21 protein-coding genes are annotated in these 17,816 nt (G+C 38.7%); 8 read left to right on the top strand and 13 right to left on the bottom strand.

Features of this window, described 5'->3' with window-relative positions; all coding sequences use genetic code 11:
- Position 1: 1 nt before the first annotated feature.
- Both SLP02_RS08930 and SLP02_RS08925 read right to left on the bottom strand, forming a co-directional pair.
- Positions 2 to 922, bottom strand: a complete 921-nt coding sequence (locus SLP02_RS08930) for an FTR1 family iron permease (protein WP_319420307.1) — start codon at positions 920 to 922, stop codon at positions 2 to 4.
- Between the two features lie 56 nt (positions 923 to 978).
- Complete coding sequence (locus SLP02_RS08925) at positions 979 to 1,455, bottom strand: DUF4112 domain-containing protein (RefSeq protein WP_319420306.1); 477 nt, start codon at positions 1,453 to 1,455, stop codon at positions 979 to 981.
- Between the two features lie 202 nt (positions 1,456 to 1,657).
- Here SLP02_RS08925 and tyrS point away from each other — a divergent pair, with 202 nt between their 5' ends.
- Both tyrS and SLP02_RS08915 read left to right on the top strand, forming a co-directional pair.
- Complete coding sequence (gene tyrS / locus SLP02_RS08920) at positions 1,658 to 2,881, top strand: tyrosine--tRNA ligase (RefSeq protein ID WP_319420305.1); 1,224 nt, start codon at positions 1,658 to 1,660, stop codon at positions 2,879 to 2,881.
- 73 nt (positions 2,882 to 2,954) lie between these two features.
- Positions 2,955 to 3,455 (top strand): hypothetical protein, encoded by a 501-nt coding sequence (locus tag SLP02_RS08915; protein WP_319420304.1) that lies wholly within the window; start codon positions 2,955 to 2,957, stop codon positions 3,453 to 3,455.
- Here the strand turns inward: SLP02_RS08915 and SLP02_RS08910 are convergent.
- The 6 genes from SLP02_RS08910 to SLP02_RS08885 all read right to left on the bottom strand — a co-directional run bounded on the left by SLP02_RS08910 (position 3,448) and on the right by SLP02_RS08885 (position 8,535).
- Positions 3,448 to 4,434 (bottom strand): GntR family transcriptional regulator, encoded by a 987-nt coding sequence (locus SLP02_RS08910; RefSeq protein WP_319420303.1) that lies wholly within the window; start codon positions 4,432 to 4,434, stop codon positions 3,448 to 3,450. The genes SLP02_RS08915 and SLP02_RS08910 overlap by 8 nt on opposite strands.
- A gap of 247 nt (positions 4,435 to 4,681) precedes the next feature.
- The gene (locus SLP02_RS08905) at positions 4,682 to 5,725 is read right to left on the bottom strand and encodes a glycosyltransferase family 2 protein (protein ID WP_319420302.1); all 1,044 of its coding nucleotides are present in this window, start codon (positions 5,723 to 5,725) and stop codon (positions 4,682 to 4,684) included.
- 333 nt (positions 5,726 to 6,058) lie between these two features.
- The gene (locus SLP02_RS08900; protein ID WP_319420301.1) at positions 6,059 to 6,730 is read right to left on the bottom strand and encodes a class I SAM-dependent methyltransferase; all 672 of its coding nucleotides are present in this window, start codon (positions 6,728 to 6,730) and stop codon (positions 6,059 to 6,061) included.
- 35 nt (positions 6,731 to 6,765) lie between these two features.
- Positions 6,766 to 7,572: a TPM domain-containing protein gene (locus SLP02_RS08895; protein ID WP_319420300.1), complete on the bottom strand. Its 807-nt coding sequence runs from the start codon at positions 7,570 to 7,572 to the stop codon at positions 6,766 to 6,768.
- A 155-nt stretch (positions 7,573 to 7,727) separates the two neighbouring features.
- A complete protein-coding gene (locus SLP02_RS08890) occupies positions 7,728 to 8,156 on the bottom strand; it encodes a hypothetical protein (RefSeq protein ID WP_319420299.1) in 429 nt (142 codons plus the stop codon).
- Between the two features lie 34 nt (positions 8,157 to 8,190).
- A complete protein-coding gene (locus SLP02_RS08885; protein ID WP_319420298.1) occupies positions 8,191 to 8,535 on the bottom strand; it encodes a YtxH domain-containing protein in 345 nt (114 codons plus the stop codon).
- Between the two features lie 291 nt (positions 8,536 to 8,826).
- Between SLP02_RS08885 and psbA the strand changes: the two genes are divergently transcribed.
- Positions 8,827 to 9,909 (top strand): photosystem II q(b) protein, encoded by a 1,083-nt coding sequence (gene psbA, locus SLP02_RS08880; RefSeq protein WP_319420297.1) that lies wholly within the window; start codon positions 8,827 to 8,829, stop codon positions 9,907 to 9,909.
- Positions 9,910 to 10,084: 175 nt separating this feature from the next.
- On the opposite strand, the gene SLP02_RS08875 is transcribed toward psbA, so the two are convergent.
- The 5 genes from SLP02_RS08875 to SLP02_RS08855 all read right to left on the bottom strand — a co-directional run bounded on the left by SLP02_RS08875 (position 10,085) and on the right by SLP02_RS08855 (position 12,029).
- Positions 10,085 to 10,438 (bottom strand): DUF4870 domain-containing protein, encoded by a 354-nt coding sequence (locus tag SLP02_RS08875; RefSeq protein ID WP_319420296.1) that lies wholly within the window; start codon positions 10,436 to 10,438, stop codon positions 10,085 to 10,087.
- Positions 10,439 to 10,598: 160 nt separating this feature from the next.
- A complete protein-coding gene (locus tag SLP02_RS08870; protein WP_319420295.1) occupies positions 10,599 to 10,736 on the bottom strand; it encodes a photosystem II reaction center protein K in 138 nt (45 codons plus the stop codon).
- A gap of 168 nt (positions 10,737 to 10,904) precedes the next feature.
- Positions 10,905 to 11,090 (bottom strand): hypothetical protein, encoded by a 186-nt coding sequence (locus SLP02_RS08865; protein WP_319420294.1) that lies wholly within the window; start codon positions 11,088 to 11,090, stop codon positions 10,905 to 10,907.
- An 82-nt stretch (positions 11,091 to 11,172) separates the two neighbouring features.
- Entirely contained in the window at positions 11,173 to 11,664 is a 492-nt protein-coding gene (folK, locus tag SLP02_RS08860; RefSeq protein WP_319420293.1) for a 2-amino-4-hydroxy-6-hydroxymethyldihydropteridine diphosphokinase, read from the bottom strand.
- A gap of 2 nt (positions 11,665 to 11,666) precedes the next feature.
- A complete protein-coding gene (locus SLP02_RS08855) occupies positions 11,667 to 12,029 on the bottom strand; it encodes a hypothetical protein (protein WP_319420292.1) in 363 nt (120 codons plus the stop codon).
- A gap of 230 nt (positions 12,030 to 12,259) precedes the next feature.
- Between SLP02_RS08855 and SLP02_RS08850 the strand changes: the two genes are divergently transcribed.
- From SLP02_RS08850 to SLP02_RS08830, 5 genes are all read left to right on the top strand, one after another.
- Positions 12,260 to 13,174 (top strand): ParA family protein, encoded by a 915-nt coding sequence (locus SLP02_RS08850; protein ID WP_319420291.1) that lies wholly within the window; start codon positions 12,260 to 12,262, stop codon positions 13,172 to 13,174.
- A 46-nt stretch (positions 13,175 to 13,220) separates the two neighbouring features.
- A complete protein-coding gene (locus SLP02_RS08845) occupies positions 13,221 to 13,478 on the top strand; it encodes a hypothetical protein (protein WP_319420290.1) in 258 nt (85 codons plus the stop codon).
- Positions 13,384 to 14,898: a putative PEP-binding protein gene (locus SLP02_RS08840; protein ID WP_319420289.1), complete on the top strand. Its 1,515-nt coding sequence runs from the start codon at positions 13,384 to 13,386 to the stop codon at positions 14,896 to 14,898. The genes SLP02_RS08845 and SLP02_RS08840 overlap by 95 nt, the downstream gene beginning before the upstream one ends.
- Positions 14,899 to 14,925: 27 nt before the next feature.
- Positions 14,926 to 15,588 (top strand): class I SAM-dependent methyltransferase, encoded by a 663-nt coding sequence (locus SLP02_RS08835; protein WP_319420288.1) that lies wholly within the window; start codon positions 14,926 to 14,928, stop codon positions 15,586 to 15,588.
- Between the two features lie 718 nt (positions 15,589 to 16,306).
- Positions 16,307 to 17,794 (top strand): DUF1800 domain-containing protein, encoded by a 1,488-nt coding sequence (locus SLP02_RS08830; protein WP_319420287.1) that lies wholly within the window; start codon positions 16,307 to 16,309, stop codon positions 17,792 to 17,794.
- Positions 17,795 to 17,816: the final 22 nt, after the last annotated feature.

The following is a 17,816-nucleotide window of genomic DNA, read 5'->3' as shown; positions in this document are numbered from 1 at the left end:
TTTAGTTGTCAGTAGTTAGTTGTTTTTTTAGAGGTAATTTAATACCTAGACTTTGAAAATAGGCTGTACCAATAATTGCCAGGAAAGAAACGTAAGCAATAAGCTGTCCAAGATACAGCGTTTGTCGATAGCCAAATAGAGCCTTAAAAACAATTCCTGGAAACTCTTTGTCTGGTAATAAGCTTGAACCATCCCATACCTGATTGCCTAAGATACAAGAGTCATTACCCCATATACACCAGTTATCAGCAGACAGTTGCGAAAATAGAGCCAGTGCAGCATCAAAATGCTTAAGCACACCCATAACTAAACCACCCACAATTAGCAGTAGAAATATTCCCATTACTTGAAAGAAAAGGCGAATATTTATCCGCACGCCCAGAGAAAATAGTCCTATACCCATAATAGTAGCTAAAGTCAAACCTGCGATCGCACCAAGGGCAGGAAGAGTCCAATCTTGCTGAAATTTTGCCAGGATAAACAAAACTGTTTCAAAGCCTTCGCGCACTACAGCAATAAAAATCAAGAGAAATACGGCTTTTTTTGCACCATTGTTGCTTAGAGCATTACTAATTGCTCCTTCTACTTCCCCCTTGAGAGATTTTGCCTGTTTAGTCATCCAGATTAGCATCCAACTGAGCATAGCGATCGCCACTACTCCAAATATTGCCTCTAATAGTTCCTTGACAACGGGTGCGTATATGCCATCTACTGTCTCAACACCAGATATCAATCCTACTAACAAAAAGCCAAGGGCAACACTAGCAATAATCCCGCCCAGAATACCCAAATAAACCCAGCGATAAAGTTGCGTTTGCTCTGCCTTTTTTAGACAAGCCATCACAATACCGACAACCAGCGCAGCCTCAAACCCTTCTCGCAGAGTGACAATAAAAGTAGGTAATGCAGCAGTAATATCCATGATTTAGATAATTAGCAAGTAAGTATCGATCTTTAATTATCGTTCAATATTTAAGATTAATTGTTAATCAAATTCCACAGCCAACCGACTGTAAAGACGGTAATAGCTGCAAATCCCAGAATGATTACTGTCAGTAAAATAATTAAACCGATAATAAATAAAGTATTGCTTTTACTATCTTCAGCAATTTCTAAATGTTTTTCTAAAAGCTCAATATTCTTTACATTGGATTTCCAGCCAACATCGAATATATCTCCTAAGACGGGAATAGTTCCTGCAAAAGAATCCAGGAGAATATTACCCACCATCTTATATAAAACTTCTGGAGGTAAACCCATCCTCGCCGCCTCTACCACAATATAGGCTGATAGCCCTCCAGTTATGGTGTCTCCGCCCCCAGGTAGCAAGCCCAGAATCGGATCTAAACCAAAACGAATTTTTGTTCCAGGTATGGCGAGCGCATTATCCATCACCTTGCTAAGACGACGCAGTTTATTGACCCGTGAAATATGTTTAGTAGGCAGAGTCTTCATGAAGCAGTTATTAAAGTGAGTTTGACATTAAAAAGAAGCCTCACCTTTCTTTTTACTGCTAAAATTCTATCCCAAAATAAGAGTTAAAAACAGACATCTTGAAAGGGCTGGTTTCTAGATTTTAGGACAGATAGTTTGATAAGGTTAGTAATCTAATCTTACTGCAAACTCAAACTAAACACTGTCAGACGGGTAATCGGTCATGTCTTCTTCGGATTCAAGCAAAAACTTAGATTGGCTATTTAGAGGTACAAGCGAAATCTTTCCAGATCGTCAAGACTCGGACGATCAATCTGAAAATTTAAGCCAATGCCTTGCCCAGAGTTCTCAGCCATTAAGGGTTAAGCTAGGTATCGATCCTACAGGCACGGATATTCATTTAGGTCATAGTATTCCTTACCGTAAGCTGCGGGCTTTTCAAGATGCAGGACATACGGCAGTGGTTATTATTGGCGACTTTACCGCCCAGATTGGCGATCCTACGGGCAAGTCTGATGTACGCCGTCAGCTAACTCCAGAACAGGTAAAAGCCAACGCTCAAAGTTATTTAGATCAGCTACGTCCTATTTTAGATTTTGATACCCCAGGACGATTAGAAATTCGCTACAATTCCGAATGGCTTAGTAAACTAGATTTGGCTCAGATTCAAGATTTATTGGCAACTATGACCGTGGGACAAATGCTAGCCAAAGAAGGTTTTGCAGAACGCTACAGTCAAGAAAAACCTATTTTTCTCCATGAGTTTTTATATCCCTTGATGCAGGGTTATGATTCTGTAGCCGTAGAAGCTGATGTGGAGTTAGGTGGAACAGACCAAAAGTTTAATATTGCGGTGGGACGGGATTTACAAAGACATTTTGGTAAAAAAACTCAGTTTGGTTTGCTGCTGCCTATACTCTTAGGCACAGACGGGGTACAAAAAATGTCAAAATCTCTGGGTAACTATGTAGGACTGCAAGAAGATGCCCTGTCAATGTATTCTAAGCTAGAAAAAACTCCTGATGATCTGCTCAAAGATTATTTTGAACTCTTAACCGATATTGATTTGGCAGAATTACCTGATAACCCCAGGGAGGCTCAAAAGCAATTGGCGATCGCCGTTACCGCGCAATTTCATGGACAAGACGCTGCCCTACAAGCCAAGCAAACCGCAGAACAGATTGTACTTCAGGGAAATACCGCAGGTGGGGATATTCCTGAATATTCTTTGTCTAAAGTAGAGTTTCCTGCCAAATTGTTTTATGTTTTAGGTGCTAGTGGCTTATGCAAAAGTAGTGGAGAAGGAAGAAGACAGATACAGGGTGGTGCTGTTCGTTTAGAAGGCGATCGCCTTTCTGATATCAATCTTACCTTTGAAACCGCTGATGATTTGGCAGGAAAAGTGTTACAAGTAGGCAAAAAAAAGTTTATTCGCTTAGTTTCCTAAGCAACAATCAAGCGTGAAGGTGAATTTTTTGAGATTTTGGCAGTTAAGTATCTTGGCGATAATTATATTGATTGTGCCGATTAGGTTAGCTCATAGCCAAAATGCTGGTTCTTCAGAGGATAATTTTAGCTGTCCTGATGATCTTAATCAGTTAACGTCTTTATTACTCAAAGATTTACCAAGCTACAGCAATCGAGTAATCCAACTAACTCAACGCCTAGATAGAGAAGCAGGAATTAGAAACTATATTATTACCGCGGGTCGAGTTGAGTTTGAACCTCTAAAATTACCTCGTATTCAATATAATCCTCTTAAAGATAACGAACCTAAACAAGTCTTTTTTACAGTTGCCGAAAAGCAATATAACAATAATAAAATTACTACTATTCAAACTTATCATTGGCTATTTTTGATTAAAGCTAATGATGGTTGGCGTATGGTGATGATGTTTTCTCGTTTTGGCAATTCTCAAGAAAACACTCCTCCAGCACCTCCTAAAGAAACTACCAATGGCATTATTGGTCAAGGAGTTCAACTTTGGTTAAGAGATTGTCGTGCAGGAACAGTTAGATAAATTGTCTATTACCTAGTCCCAATTCTCGCTTTAATAAATTAATTGACTTCTCGCTAATGTAGCTATCAGTACGAATAACTTCGGGCATCCGAATTAGATCCTCTCGCATGGCGATAATTTCTGCTTTGACTGCATCATAGCTAGTGTAGCCAGCTATCACCGTATGAGCAGCACGAATAACCGCCTTTAAGCGATCGCGATCGCCAACCGAAGCAGTCAATACTAGTAAATCATCTCCTCGCTGACTATTGACGATACTTGAGGCAATATTGAGGGTACCTTCACTAAGGCTAACAATGCCCAAACAAGCTTGAGAAGGAAGAGCCTTAATCATTTCTAGTTCTTTTTTGTAATCATAAATATCAACAGGAATTACGCGAAAAGAGTTAGGAGGAACAATGGCTAAAACCTCTTGAATAAAATATCGATTTGTCACCAGTGTCCCAAAATTAATTTTTTCTAAGATTTGGGATAATTTTTCTAACTCAATCAATTCAATCTCCATCGAGAAAGAATTACATAATTCTTGCTGCATAATTTCCCCAGCGCTGATGTCTCTTTTAGGAACGGTAACAATTACGCGATCGCAACAGCTAATGCGCCAGTCTATTTCTTCTAGGAATAATTCTTTAATTTGCTCAACGCTACAGCCCAATTCTAAAATCCGATCCAGACTATCTTTGATGGCATTAACCGAATTAACTATAGGAGAATCTGAATGATTAATATTTTCTCGTTCATGAATTTTGACATAGATTCCCGAACCAGCTATTGATGCTACTAATCCATTTTCTTCTAGCTGTTGGTAGACTTTGCTGATTGTGTTGCGGTGCAGTCCCGTAATCATAGCTAGTTGTCTAGTGCTAGGTAAGCGATGTCCTGGAGGATATTGTCCAGAAGCGATCGCAAATTGGATTTGAGCAAATAATTGTTTGGAAGCTGGTGTATCACTATCGGATTGGATTTGAAAGTTCAGCATTAGAAAAAAAGCGAACAGTATCTATGTGCGCTATTGTAGGCGTAAAATTGGCTTTTTTCGTTAAATAATTAATAATTTATGATTGTTGTCGTCATTAATGAATTCCCAGTCCCCATTTAAATGGCAGCATTTACTATACTCAAAATTATTTTGAGCATAGTAAATTGAGGTAAGATTTTTTAAAGATGCGATCGCCAACCTATACTTAGAAAGTATTTAACGTGAATTCCTATATTCACCAATGCCCTCAATTTTTAAACAGAAATTTTAGGTGATTTTGTTCTTGCTCAGAAAAGATAGATGCCAAGCGACGTGGAATACTCTCAGAAATTTTCGAGATCATAAATGTCCAAAATTCCCAGTCAAAATCAATTGCTGTTAAACAGTTTCTCAAGTCACCTTTTTTAAGGGGTTCAACAAAACGATAATATTTTAACCATCGGCGCGTTTGTCGGTCTTTTTCCTGAATGGCAGCTAAAACATCTGGATTATTTTGCAGATAATCTTGATAAAGAAAGAAGTTAGCGATCGCTCGACATTCATCTTCTAAACGTCGTATTTTATTAGTATAAATACCAGAATTTTGCCGAGAGAGATAATAATAGTAAGGCTCAGGAACTAGATAATAGTTAGCTCCATGGGCAAAACATTCCATATCCAACCAAAAATCTTGAGTAACTTTGAGGGTTTCATCATATTGAATGTGATGATTTACCAGAAAATCCCTGTTAAATAGAGGTTTAGTAAATCCAAGATATAAACCTTTTTTGCCTGGGATGTCAGAGTTAACAAAATCTGCTGCGTCTATTTTCTGAATTGAATTTATTGATTCTTGATGTTTACCTATCAAAGTCCCCCAGGGAACAGTTGTCCCATCATCAATCAAATACAGATCATCAGCAATTAAATCAGCATTTTTCTCGGTGGCTACTTTAACTAATCTCTCTAGTCTATTGGGGTCATACCAATCATCGGCATCTAGAACAGCTATCCACTTACCTTGAGCTTCACTTAAAGCTCGGTTGCGCGTCCCCCCAACACCGAGATTTTTTTGATTGATAAACAATTTCAAACGAGCGTCGTTAATTTGCCGAATAATTTCTACACTATTGTCCTGAGAAACATCGTCAACGACAATAACCTCAATTTCTTGTAAGGTTTGATCGAGAGCAGATTTGATTGCCTTATATATGTATTTAGCTGTATTGTAGGATGGGATAATGACCGAAACAATTACCGACCGATCTTGAAAAACATCTGATTTTTGAATTTTTTCCTGACAAGTAGACATAGCAATCTGCGTTTTTGTTGAATTACTAGTTATTTTTATTAGATTTCATTTTTGTTATTACTAGAGTCTATGAACATCACTCCCGCAATTCTCACAAATTGACCGTTGGTCAGAGATTATGGGGTCTTTACAGAGGTTTGTATCGGTTGATGCTATTTCTTCAGTAATTACAGACTCAATTTGAGTTAAATTGAGACATTGTAAGTATAATACTTTTTATTTTTGTAATACCAATTTGAATGATCTACACTGCTAGTAATTTTCTAATTTAGTCTCTATTGCCAGGATCGAGTCCCTCTGAGGCAACGATGGTTAATACCCCTAAAGCTTGGTTTATTTGAACAATTTGTATTCGATGCGAAAGCGTCTGACTGGTTTAGATCCCTGATCTAGATAATCTTCAAATCTAATTTGTTCCAAGCCTAATTGCTCAAAATAAGCCAATTCTTCTTTCGTAAGCGGAAAAGGTAAACTAGTGGCTGGCTCATTTACATCTCTTCCACGACAGATGATTAACAACCTCCCTTGAGGAGCAAGAAGTTTGCTAATCGATTCAATTCCCTGATGTCTTACATTAGCAGGTAAAGCCTGAAGGGTATAAGATTCTAAAATGAAATCAAAGTGGCGACTGTTGATTACGGTAGGATTTAATAGATCATCGATCGCGTAGTTAACTTGCGAATCGGCAAAACGCTTTTGACACCAGGCGATCGCAGTTGGTGAAATATCAAATCCTAAAACTTTAAAACCTATATTTGCTAAAGCTTCTGCATCATCTCCTAAACCACAGCCAACCACCAAAGCAGTTTTTCCTTGTCCTTGGAGGTTCTGTTGTTTAAGCCAGTTGGCTAAATTAGGGTTAACCGTCAAATCTGCCCAAGGAATAGCTGATTCATCTCCTTGAGCAGTATTGTATAGTTCTTCAAACCATCCTGTTGGATCATTACGAGCGTAAGACTGTTCTACGAGCTTCTGAACTTTGCTTTTGTCTATTTCTGTCATCATCCTCACAATGCTTTAATTGTTCATTGCTCATTGATTTAAGTTTCCGAATCTGAAGTAGGAGGCTGAATAAATGAAGGCGAGAGAAATGCGACAACTGCCCCCAAGGCAAAACCAATTATGTTGCGGAACAAAGGTAGAAATTCAGGTGTACGAGTAATAATAGGACCCATGCCAAAGGCGATAAAGAGAATTCCCCACAGAGGCGACATTATAAGACCCCACTGCCAAGCAATAACCTGTTTTTCTGTGCGAGGTATGACAGCAACTCCCAGAATTACTCCTCCAACAATCGAGCTAATTAAGGTCAAGATCCATAGTTCTTGAGATAGTCCAGGTACACTATTGCAGCCTTGCTTAATTAAACAACCTTTTACAGATTCTAGGGCTTCGACTATGGCATTGTTTTCGCCGTGTTCGCGAGTATAGTACATATTGCCAAAGCGAGTTTGCAGTTCGATCCAGAAATTACGGGGCAATAATTCATAAACATCATCACCAATACTAAAGGCCAGCAGATTTCCACCTCTGCCGTCTGCTACCAGTAAAATGCTTTTATCATCTAGACCCCAGAATTTCTTAACCGCACGACCAGGAGAGCGATCGTATTGAGTCAATACTCTCATCTTCCAGCCTGTCTCTGCTTCAAAATCCTCTAGGTTTTTAATCAAAGATTCTTCTTGCAGCTTAGGTAAGAAGTTGGCTAAATCAACTACAGGGGTTTCTATATCGGGTAGTAGTTCTGGATTGTTGACCGCCAAGGCAGAAGGAGTAAAGCAAATAGTTAAAATCAATAAGCAAGCCCCAACGGTAATTAGGAAACGCTGTATAAATTTATTTACCATAGTCTTTTTATTTAAAAATTTTTATGTATATAACCTTGATTTATTAAAATCGTACTTGTTTTTGTTACATTTCTTTACTTTAACTTAAGATTATCAGTAATTACTAGCACTGAAAACTTTCTCTTCTAGAAAAACAGCAAATATTATTCTGGCATTTAAGATTTAGGTTCTCGCCATCGTTTAGAGTTTTTAACAGAATTTGACGGAGTATTATTATTACTGGGATTTTGCCATACTTTCCAGGCAGTTTTGACCCCTGCTACTAAACCGCGACTATTTTTCTGAACCTGCTGAACCTGTTGCTTGGCGTTAACTAAACTTTGGTCTACTTGTTTGACCACTCCTGTGGCACTGTTGACTCCTTGATTTATTTCGTCAGTTAATTCTCCTACTTCTCTTCCTGTCAAGCGAATAGCTTCAAGAGTTGGCGGAAATTCACGATTGAGAGTATCAAACAATTTTTCGGCAGTGCGAGCAGCTTTTGCTACTTCTTGCAGAGTCGGAATGGTCACAAGCAAGACAGCAAACAAACTAAAAGAGACTAAAAATAGAGATAGTCCTAGCCAAAATAACGGGTCTATCATAAAAAAATAAGCGTTTTTTTCGCACCTTATAATTTTAGAAGCGATCGGTAATAGAAGAATTTAAATCTTTTTGAGGATTCGATTGAGCAGCACGATTAGTTTCTCGACTAGTTTCAATACCAGCAGCGATCGCTCTACGCAATCTACTTAATGTACCTTCCCAATTCTCTAAAGTACTTGCAGACAAGCGATCTGCCTGCATTTGAAGACTAGTGGCTAAATCTTCGGTTAGCTCTGGTAATGCATCAGCAGACTTTTTGATTACTTTTCGAGTATCTTTTCCTGTACGAGGAGCAATTAACAATCCTAATGCCGTCCCCACTGCGCTACCAACAATTATTCCACCAATAAATACTCCTGTTGATTTTGGTCTAGACATAGCTCTATCTACTCTTCCCTATTTTATTTAATTTAAGCTTATCAATAGAATAGTTTTTTGAAACATGATGAACAGGCAATAAAGATTGCTATTATCTAATCGCTATCTAGAAATTATTGATAAACAAAGCTTATATATGTAATCATTAATAACAATGTAATATTCCTTGATATTTCTTAAACATTTTGCTAATCTATTTACATAGACAAAAGAAACACATTATATTATCTCGTTTCTAAAGTCTTGTTCTTAACGGAACCTCGACAAGCAAATAAAGCAATCATAAAACACATGACAACCACTCTACAACAAACCCAAACCCAGAATAGCTGGGAAAGGTTCTGTCAGTGGATCACCAGCACCAACAACCGTATCTATGTCGGTTGGTTCGGCGTCTTGATGATTCCTACACTACTTGCAGCAACAACCTGTTTCCTAATCGCCTTCGTCGCAGCACCACCAGTAGACATCGATGGTATCAGAGAGCCTGTAGCAGGTTCCTTGCTTTACGGAAACAACATAATTTCTGGTGCAGTAGTACCTAGTTCTAACGCCATTGGACTTCACTTCTACCCAATTTGGGAAGCAGCCTCACTTGACGAGTGGCTGTATAACGGTGGACCATACCAACTGATTGTCTTTCACTTCCTAATCGGCGTATTCTCATACCTCGGTCGTCAGTGGGAACTATCATTCCGTTTAGGAATGCGTCCTTGGATATGTGTAGCCTACTCAGCACCAGTATCAGCAGCCACAGCAGTATTTCTAATCTATCCACTAGGACAAGGAAGCTTCAGTGATGGAATGCCTCTGGGTATCTCTGGAACATTCAACTTCATGTTGGTATTCCAAGCAGAACACAATATTCTGATGCACCCCTTCCATATGTTAGGAGTAGCAGGAGTATTCGGTGGAGCATTATTCTCTGCCATGCACGGTTCACTAGTAACATCGTCCTTAGTACGTGAAACAACCGAAACCGAATCACAAAACTACGGATACAAATTCGGACAAGAAGAAGAAACATACAACATCGTCGCAGCCCACGGCTACTTCGGTCGTCTAATCTTCCAATATGCGTCCTTTAACAACTCCAGAGCTTTGCACTTCTTCTTAGGAGCATGGCCAGTGATTGGAATCTGGTTAACAGCAATGGGAATATCCACCATGGCGTTCAACCTAAATGGATTCAACTTCAACCAGTCGGTAATGGATTCACAAGGGCGTGTAGTCAACACTTGGGCAGACATCTTAAACCGAGCCAACCTAGGTTTTGAAGTAATGCACGAACGTAACGCTCACAACTTCCCGCTTGATCTTGCTAGTGGCGATATTGCTCCTGTAGCATTAACTGCTCCTGCTATCAACGGTTAAGTAAACTTGAATTACAAGCATTGTAATTGATTAAAGGAAAAGCCCTCCAGCGATGGAGGGCTTTTTTTTTGCTTATATTTTATATTTGCTCGTCGGACAATATGAATTGTACTTACACAGACTTAAGAACATAACCTAAAGACAGTAACGCTATAGCTTATGTTTACTGGGTAATTTAAACTAATCGAAAGATAAATGGATAGCGAAAAGCTTTTTCTGGGGTTTGTAAACATTGAACGACTGCCCAAATTGAAAAACCCCAATGAACTAAGAGCCATATAGGTCCTAAAATAAAACCTAATAAACCAAGGGTGAAAAAGGAAAGGATAGCAATAATGCCTCCAACAAGCCACACATTTAGATGAAAGTTAATTGCTTCTTTGGCGTTTTCCTTAACTAAAACATCCTCAGACACTACTAAAATTGCAATTGGTATACCTATAGAGACTACTAAGGCACTAATAAATACTGAGCCATGAGCCATGGCAGAAAGCAATTTTTGTTTATCGAAATTAGATTCTGCTTGCATTTTTACCCCTAATAGCATCTGTGATGCTGAAACTTTTTTTAAGACAATTAAATACTATCGTTTGTTCAGTATTTTAAGAAGTAGAAATTACACTAAACAAAATACAAAAAAGCACCCAGCTAATTGTGGATGCTTGATAATTAATGCTAGTAGAGTTAGTTTACTTAAATCCTACTGCTGCTTGCCAAACAAAAGCTAAAAGAAGAAAGAACACGGGAATGAGAGGCAAAACGTCTACCAAGGGCTTAAACATAGCATAAGCTTCAGGTAGATCTGCCAAGATTATTGCAGCTTCCATATATCTATATACCTTCCAGAAATTTTCTTAAAATATAATAAAAATATTATCATAATATGGCTTCAAGCATTTCTCAAAACAATCATCTGCTTTGCTAGCATTCCCAAGTCCGCAAAAAGGACATAGTTTTATGTCCTTTTTGATAGTTATCTTAAAACTCGACTTTGGTTATGCTTCTCTTTTGGTAGCAGCTTCGTTTTCTGGTGCAGACTCTGCTCTTTTTGCTGCGGGTGCTTCTCCAGTAATAGATTCAGGATCGATTGCTGGATTAGAGGCTAAATCCATTTGACCATTAGCATTGGTATTTGGTTTAGCAGTACCGCTTTTACCAGTGGCATTTTTATTATCAGACATAATGATTTAAGCAAAATATTGTGAACTCAATTACATTGTGATTTATGTTCTAATCAAATTTGTCGTACTAGAGATGGAATTACTAGGCTGTAACAAAAGGTTTAACTCCCGAAGTATTTACCTTGCGGAGTAACTTAGCTATTTTCTTTCCTGATACTGGCTCAATCCAGTCAGGGGCAATTTCGGCTAAAGGAACTAAGACAAAAGCACGTTCACTCATGCGGGGATGGGGAATAGTTAAATTAGGAGTGTTTAAAACCATATCTCCGTATAGCAGTAAGTCTAGATCTAAGGTTCTGGGTTGTAGTGTACCCTTCCCTACTCTGCCAAACTGCATCTCAGTAGCCTGCATGATAGCCAACAACTCTTCAGGGGTTTGTGCTGCTGATAACAACGCACAGCCATTAAGATAGTCTGCTTGAGGTTCTGGTGTACCAACAGGTTTGGTTTGATACCAGCTAGAAGTTGTTTTGAGGGTAATGCCAGGAATCTGATTAAGAACGTTAAGTGAACTTTCCAAGATATCTAGAGAATTACCTTGATTACTGCCCAAAGCGATCGCGCAATCTACCATAATTAATTCATGGGAATATAAACAACAGCCATGTCTTCACTGCGATTACTGACGTTGATTCTTGATTCTCGATAGAGTTGACTGAGTAATGTCTGAGCCTCACTAGCAGGAATATCTAAGATGTTTGCCGTTTGACTAGCAGTGAGCATTTGCTTTTCTGTAATCATTTTAATAATTTGGATGCGCTTGTTGCGTTCGGCTTTTTCCTGTAGATTAATTCCTGCCACCATGGTAGGCAAGCCAAATAAAGCTGCACAGGTAATACCGTTGATAAACTTAGTTTCTTTGGTAACGGTAATCAAGAGAAACACCGTCCAAACCAGTGAACAGATATGATTCCTAAGATTAAATTTATAGTAAGCCATGCTTAATACCTCAGATCGACTAGCTTAATTAAGCTACATATAAGCTAGTGTTCCCAAATTAAAGCATGAAATACAATTTCGTAAAGGCTAACAGCTACGAACAATCTTACTTACGAACCCATAAATAAATCAGCATCGACCAAAAAAACTTTAGGAAATATTATGATTTATTGTTGCCACAATATATTCTGGCACACTAACGTTAACAAGGACTGTTAGGAATTTCAAACATGGGAACTATTATAAGCACCGTCAACATGAAGGGAGGAGTAGGCAAAACTACTTTAACCGTTAATCTTGCAACCTGTTTGGCTCAGAAACACAACAAGCGTGTATTGGTTTTAGACTTAGATTCTCAAATTAGTGCTACCTTAAGTTTACTTTCACCCCACGATTTTGCGAAGTTACGTAAGAAAAAACATACTCTTAGCTATCTGCTTGATAATGTAATTAATCCTAATCCTTGGAGTAAATTAGACATTCAAGATATTATCGTCACCAATATTTGTGGCATAGATGGTTTGGAATTACTTCCAGGAGATATTGAGCTTTATGATGAGTATCAAGTCTCAGAAATGCTGCATCAACAAGCAGTTGAGTGTAAAGAAGAAGAGTTCCAAAAAGTTTGGGATAATTTTGAGAGAATTTTAATTCAAGAGATTATTGAGCCAATAGCCAATAATTATGACTTTATTATCCTCGACTGCGCTCCTGGATATAACTTGCTAACTCGTAGCGGTATTGCTGCAAGTGATTTTTATCTATTGCCTGCTCGTCCTGAACCTTTGTCTTTAGTGGGAATCCAGCTTTTGGAAAGAAGAATTGCCAAGCTAAAAGAAAGTCATAAACATACTCAACCACTAGATGTCAATCTTTTAGGAATCGTCTTTATTCTCTCTGCTGGTGGATTGATGGGCAGATATTATAAACAGGTGATGAAAAGAGTCCGCGATGACTTTTATCCAGAGCAGCTATTTGAACAGTCAATTCCGATGGATGTTAATGTTGCCAAGGCAGTAGATTTATTTACCCCAGTCTCGGTAGCTATGCCAAACTCTGGAGGTTCAAAAGCGTTTGTCAAACTAACCGAGGAATTTTTGGCAAAAGCTTTAGTTAAAGAGCAAGAGCTAGTAGCTGCAAATTAAAACCTCTAATCTAAGCTTATAGCTACTCACTTGGTTAGTTAAAACAGTGAGCTATATTTATTGGCTTTCACAAATTCAACATTCAGAACAACATTTGGTTGGGAATAATTTATTTATTCTCAGCCAATTACTTCAACACGAATGTCCAATTTTACCTGGATTTGTTTTAGGTCACAGTTTATCAAAGCAATTTTTAGCTGATTTAGAGCATGGAGAATTATTGGTTGGTCATTTGCCAAATTCTCCTTCGTTTTCAGACAGCGATCGCCAAACTTCTCCAGTTAACTCAGGTTATTCTAGATAAACAACCGCAAATTAAATATTTAGTTTGGACTGCACCAGAAGAATATCAGTCTCTACCACAGTTTTACTTTACTCAATTGAGCGATCGCCAAACTGCTGTTTCTACTTTGTTAGCAAATCAGTTAGCTCAATTATTACCCTCATCATCTGTATCATCTCTGTTAAATGGTGTTGCTGCTTCTCCAGGTACTGTTATAGCCAAGACTGTAATCATTGAAGATTTTGAGACTCACTCTGATAGCCATTCTATGCCGATTTTTCCAGGCTGCATCTTGGTAACTAACGCTATTGAACCTCACCATATAGCCCTGATTAAACAAGTTGGCGGAATTATTACCGAAACTGGACGAACAACTAGTCATGGAGCAATTGTAGCTAGAGAATTGAATATTCCTGCTATAGTCAACGCTGTTGATGCCACTAAAATCCTTCAGAATGGAATTGAGGTTTTATTAAACGGAAATGATGGCAAAGTTTATCCCGCAGCAGCTAGGCATTTATCCTACCCTCATTTGCCTAATAACTATTTACTTGACTCTAGCCATCCCATTGCCACTAAATTAATGGTTAATCTTTCTCAACCAGAAAGTATTAACCAAGTTCGCAATTTACCTATAGATGGAGTTGGGTTATTGCGCTCTGAATTAATGCTGTCAGAGTTATTGACTCCCCAGTTTTTTGAGCGACGACAAACAGAATTGTATCGCCTCAATTTTTTGAACACTTTAACTAGTTCTTTACGTCAGTTTGTCAGTGCTTTTGCGCCTCGTCCTGTATTTTATCGCTCTATTGATTGGTATGCCCAAGATTCTAATCCGATTTTGGGTAATCGAGGTACATACAGTTATATTTGCGATCCAGCCTTATTCGATCTAGAGCTAGAGGCATTAGCAACTATCACAGCCGAAGGCTATAGCAATCTCAATTTAATCTTACCTTTTGTTCGCAGCGTAGAAGAGTTTGAGTTTTGTTACCGTCGCCTAAAAAATATTGGTTTAATCAGCAGAAAGTCATTTAAAGTTTGGATCATGGCAGAAGTGCCTTCAGTAATTTTATTGTTACCTGAATACGTTCGGGCAGGTGTCCAAGGAATTGCAGTTGGTACTAACGATCTAACTCAATTACTATTAGGAGTAGATCGCGAGCAGACTGAATTTAGCGATCGCGGTTTAAACGCCAATCATCCAGCTATGCACAGGGCAATTTCTGAGTTAATTGCTACCGCCAAAGCTAACAACATAGAATGCTGTATATGTGGTCAAGCACCAGTAGAATACCCTAATTTAGTTGCCAAACTCATAGACTGGGGAATCGATGCCATTTCCGTTGAACCAGAGGCGGTAAAGCGAACCTATAAAGCGATCGCCCGTGCGGAAAAACAGATGCTTTTGCAAAAAGTTAGAAACGAGCAGCCTGAATAAGTTAAACCGTGAAGTATTTAGAGGATTATGAGTAAGCAAAGTTTGGAATTGGACGATCGCGTATACAAATACTTGCTTTCAGTATCGTTACGAGAGCCTGAAATTTTAAGCAAGCTAAGAGAAGAAACAGATCGCCACCCTGCCAGCGTGATGCAAATTTCTGCCGACCAGGGACAGTTTATGGCATTGCTCGTTAAATTATTAAAAGCTAAGAAAACCCTTGATATTGGCGTTTTTACTGGCTACAGCTCTTTGGTAGTGGCGTTGGCATTGCCAGAAGACGGAAAAGTAGTGGCTTGCGATCGCGATCCTGAAGCTACGGCGATCGCTCGTCGCTATTGGCAAGCAGCAGGAGTCGAACACAAAATTGATTTTCGTCTAGCACCAGCTTTAGATACTCTCGACCAGTTAATAGCTGAAGGGGAAACTCAGAGCTTTGACTTTGCCTTCATAGATGCTGATAAAAGCAATTATCTGAACTATTATGAACGAGCTTTAACGCTTTTGCGTCCTGGGGGAATAATTGCGATCGACAATGTATTGTGGTCTGGAAGGGTTGCGGACCCTGAAGATACAGATAACAGGACGGTCGCTCTGCGGGAGTTCAATCAAAAACTACATCAAGACAAAAGAGTAGACCTTAGTATGCTGGCGATCGCTGATGGCTTAACCTTAGCTTTTAAACAATAATCACTAATCATTAGACTTCTTGCACGAATCATTATGAACTACTTGATTGAGAGGTAAAAGGGTAAGGGTTAAAGGGAAAAAGCGCACCGCACCGCTTGAGGTCTCCTCAAGCATAGGGACGGAGCAAGAATAATTAATCTTTTATTCATGCAAGAGGTCTATTAACTAAAACCCTGCTTTGCTTTTAAAAAAGCGATGCAGCGTGTTGGGTCGCCCTCACAGCTATTTTGGTATTATAGTCATTCCAATTAATTTTCTCGTGATTGACTGGTTTTAAGTCAGAGGTCAGGAGAGTTTGAGGTCAGAGGTCAGAGGTCAGAGGTCAGGAGAGTTTGAGGTCAGGAGAGTTTGAGGTCAGAGGTCAGAGGTCAGAGGTCAGAGGTCAGAGGTCAGAGGTCAGAGGTCAGAGGTCAGAGGTTTCAGAGGTCAGAGGTCAGAGGTCAGGAGAGTTTGAGGTCAGGAGAGTTTGAGGTCAGAGGTCAGAGGTCAGGAGAGTTTGAGGTCAGGAGAGTTTGAGACACTTATCACAGTTTTCTTTTTTCGTATGGTTTCTATTTGGAATGACTATAGTTTCACAGAAATATGTCGTCAGCCAGCGAGAACTGTAACTCTGTTAAAAGAGTATCGGTATATTTGTCAATCAATAATTCTGAGGTTAAAGTGAAAATCTTCAAGAACAAACAATAATTGTAAATTGCTGCTCGTTTTGCAACAGACTATGAGACATAAACTATGGTATGGCATCTTAACTATAATTTGTAGCTCGCTTCTATGTCTTGGCTTGATTAACGTTACCGTAGGAAAAAGTGAATTATCTCTCCCTAACCAAAGCCAAGTTTTAGAAAGATTGAGCTTTGGGATAAATACAGCCCAACTTAAAGATATAAAAAAAAGAGGTATTGAAGCTTATATTCAGTCTCAGCTTAATCCTGAATCAATTTCAGAATCTTCTAGCTTAAATAATTATTTAGCTGGACTAAAGCTTATTAATCAACAGCCAATTAAATTGCAAACAGAGCAGTATATTAACAAACAAAAACTAGAGGATATTGCAATATCTACCGAACAAAAAATAAAGCTACAAAAGAAAAACTATGATTTAAAAAAACAGGCTCGGTTAGAGGCTATGGATGCTCATTTAGCGCGGGCAATAAATTCTCCTAGGCAACTGCAAGAAGTGATGGTAGATTTTTGGTTTAATCACTTCAATGTTATGGCAGGAAAGGGAACAATCAGCTTATGGGTCAACGACTATGAGAATGAAATTCGGGCTAATGCTCTAGGCAGTTTTCGTGACTTATTAGAAGTAACTGCCACTCATCCAGCTATGTTGATTTATTTAGATAACTTTAAAAACTTTGCGTTTAGTAACTCTAATAAAAAGCGCAATAGCGAGACTTTAAATGAAAATTATGCCCGTGAATTGATGGAGCTACAGACATTGGGTATTGATGGTGGTTACACTCAAGAAGATGTAATAACTTTAGCCAAAATATTTACAGGCTGGAGAGTAGATTATCTTGGCGAAAGAGGAAATAAAAAGGGCTTTTTCTTTGACGAAAAACGTCACGATCGCGGTGAAAAAGTATTTTTAGGTCATAAAATTGAGCCGAATGGCATTACAGAAGGGCAGCAAGCTTTAGACATCTTGGCAACTCATCCTGCCACCGCACAATTTATCAGCTATAAATTGGCACAGTACTTTGTTGCGGATCGACCACCATCTAGCTTGGTAGATAAACTAGCTCAAAAATTTATGAAAAGTGATGGCAATATTAAAGTTGTTATGGATACCTTGATTCACGCTTCAGAATTTAATGACCCCAAGTACTATCAACAAAAGTTCAAAACCCCTTACCAGTATATAGTTTCCTTAGTAAGAATTAGCGAGATCGAGCAGCCAGACTACGATCGCATTAGAGGTATGATAAGCAGCTTGTCAATGCCTATATATAGCTGCATTCCTCCCACTGGCTACAAAAATACTCAAGATGTTTGGTTGAATTCCCAGGCAATGTTACAAAGGATAGGCTTTGCATCAGCGATCGCTAATGCCTCTTTAAATAAGCAAGATCCTGTTGAATATCAAAAAATAGAAACAAACTTAGGAAAGCTTTCTGCACACACCAAAAAGGTAATTGCCAAAAGCCCTGGGAAGCTTCGTCCAGCCCTCATTTTAGGCAGCCCTGAAGCAATGTATAGATAAGTTTTACTCAATATAATTTAAT

This window comes from Pleurocapsa sp. FMAR1 (assembly GCF_963665995.1).
Lineage (GTDB): Bacteria > Cyanobacteriota > Cyanobacteriia > Cyanobacteriales > Xenococcaceae > Waterburya.
Note: the sequence above shows the minus strand (reverse complement) of the source record. Positions and strands in the feature narration are given on the sequence as shown.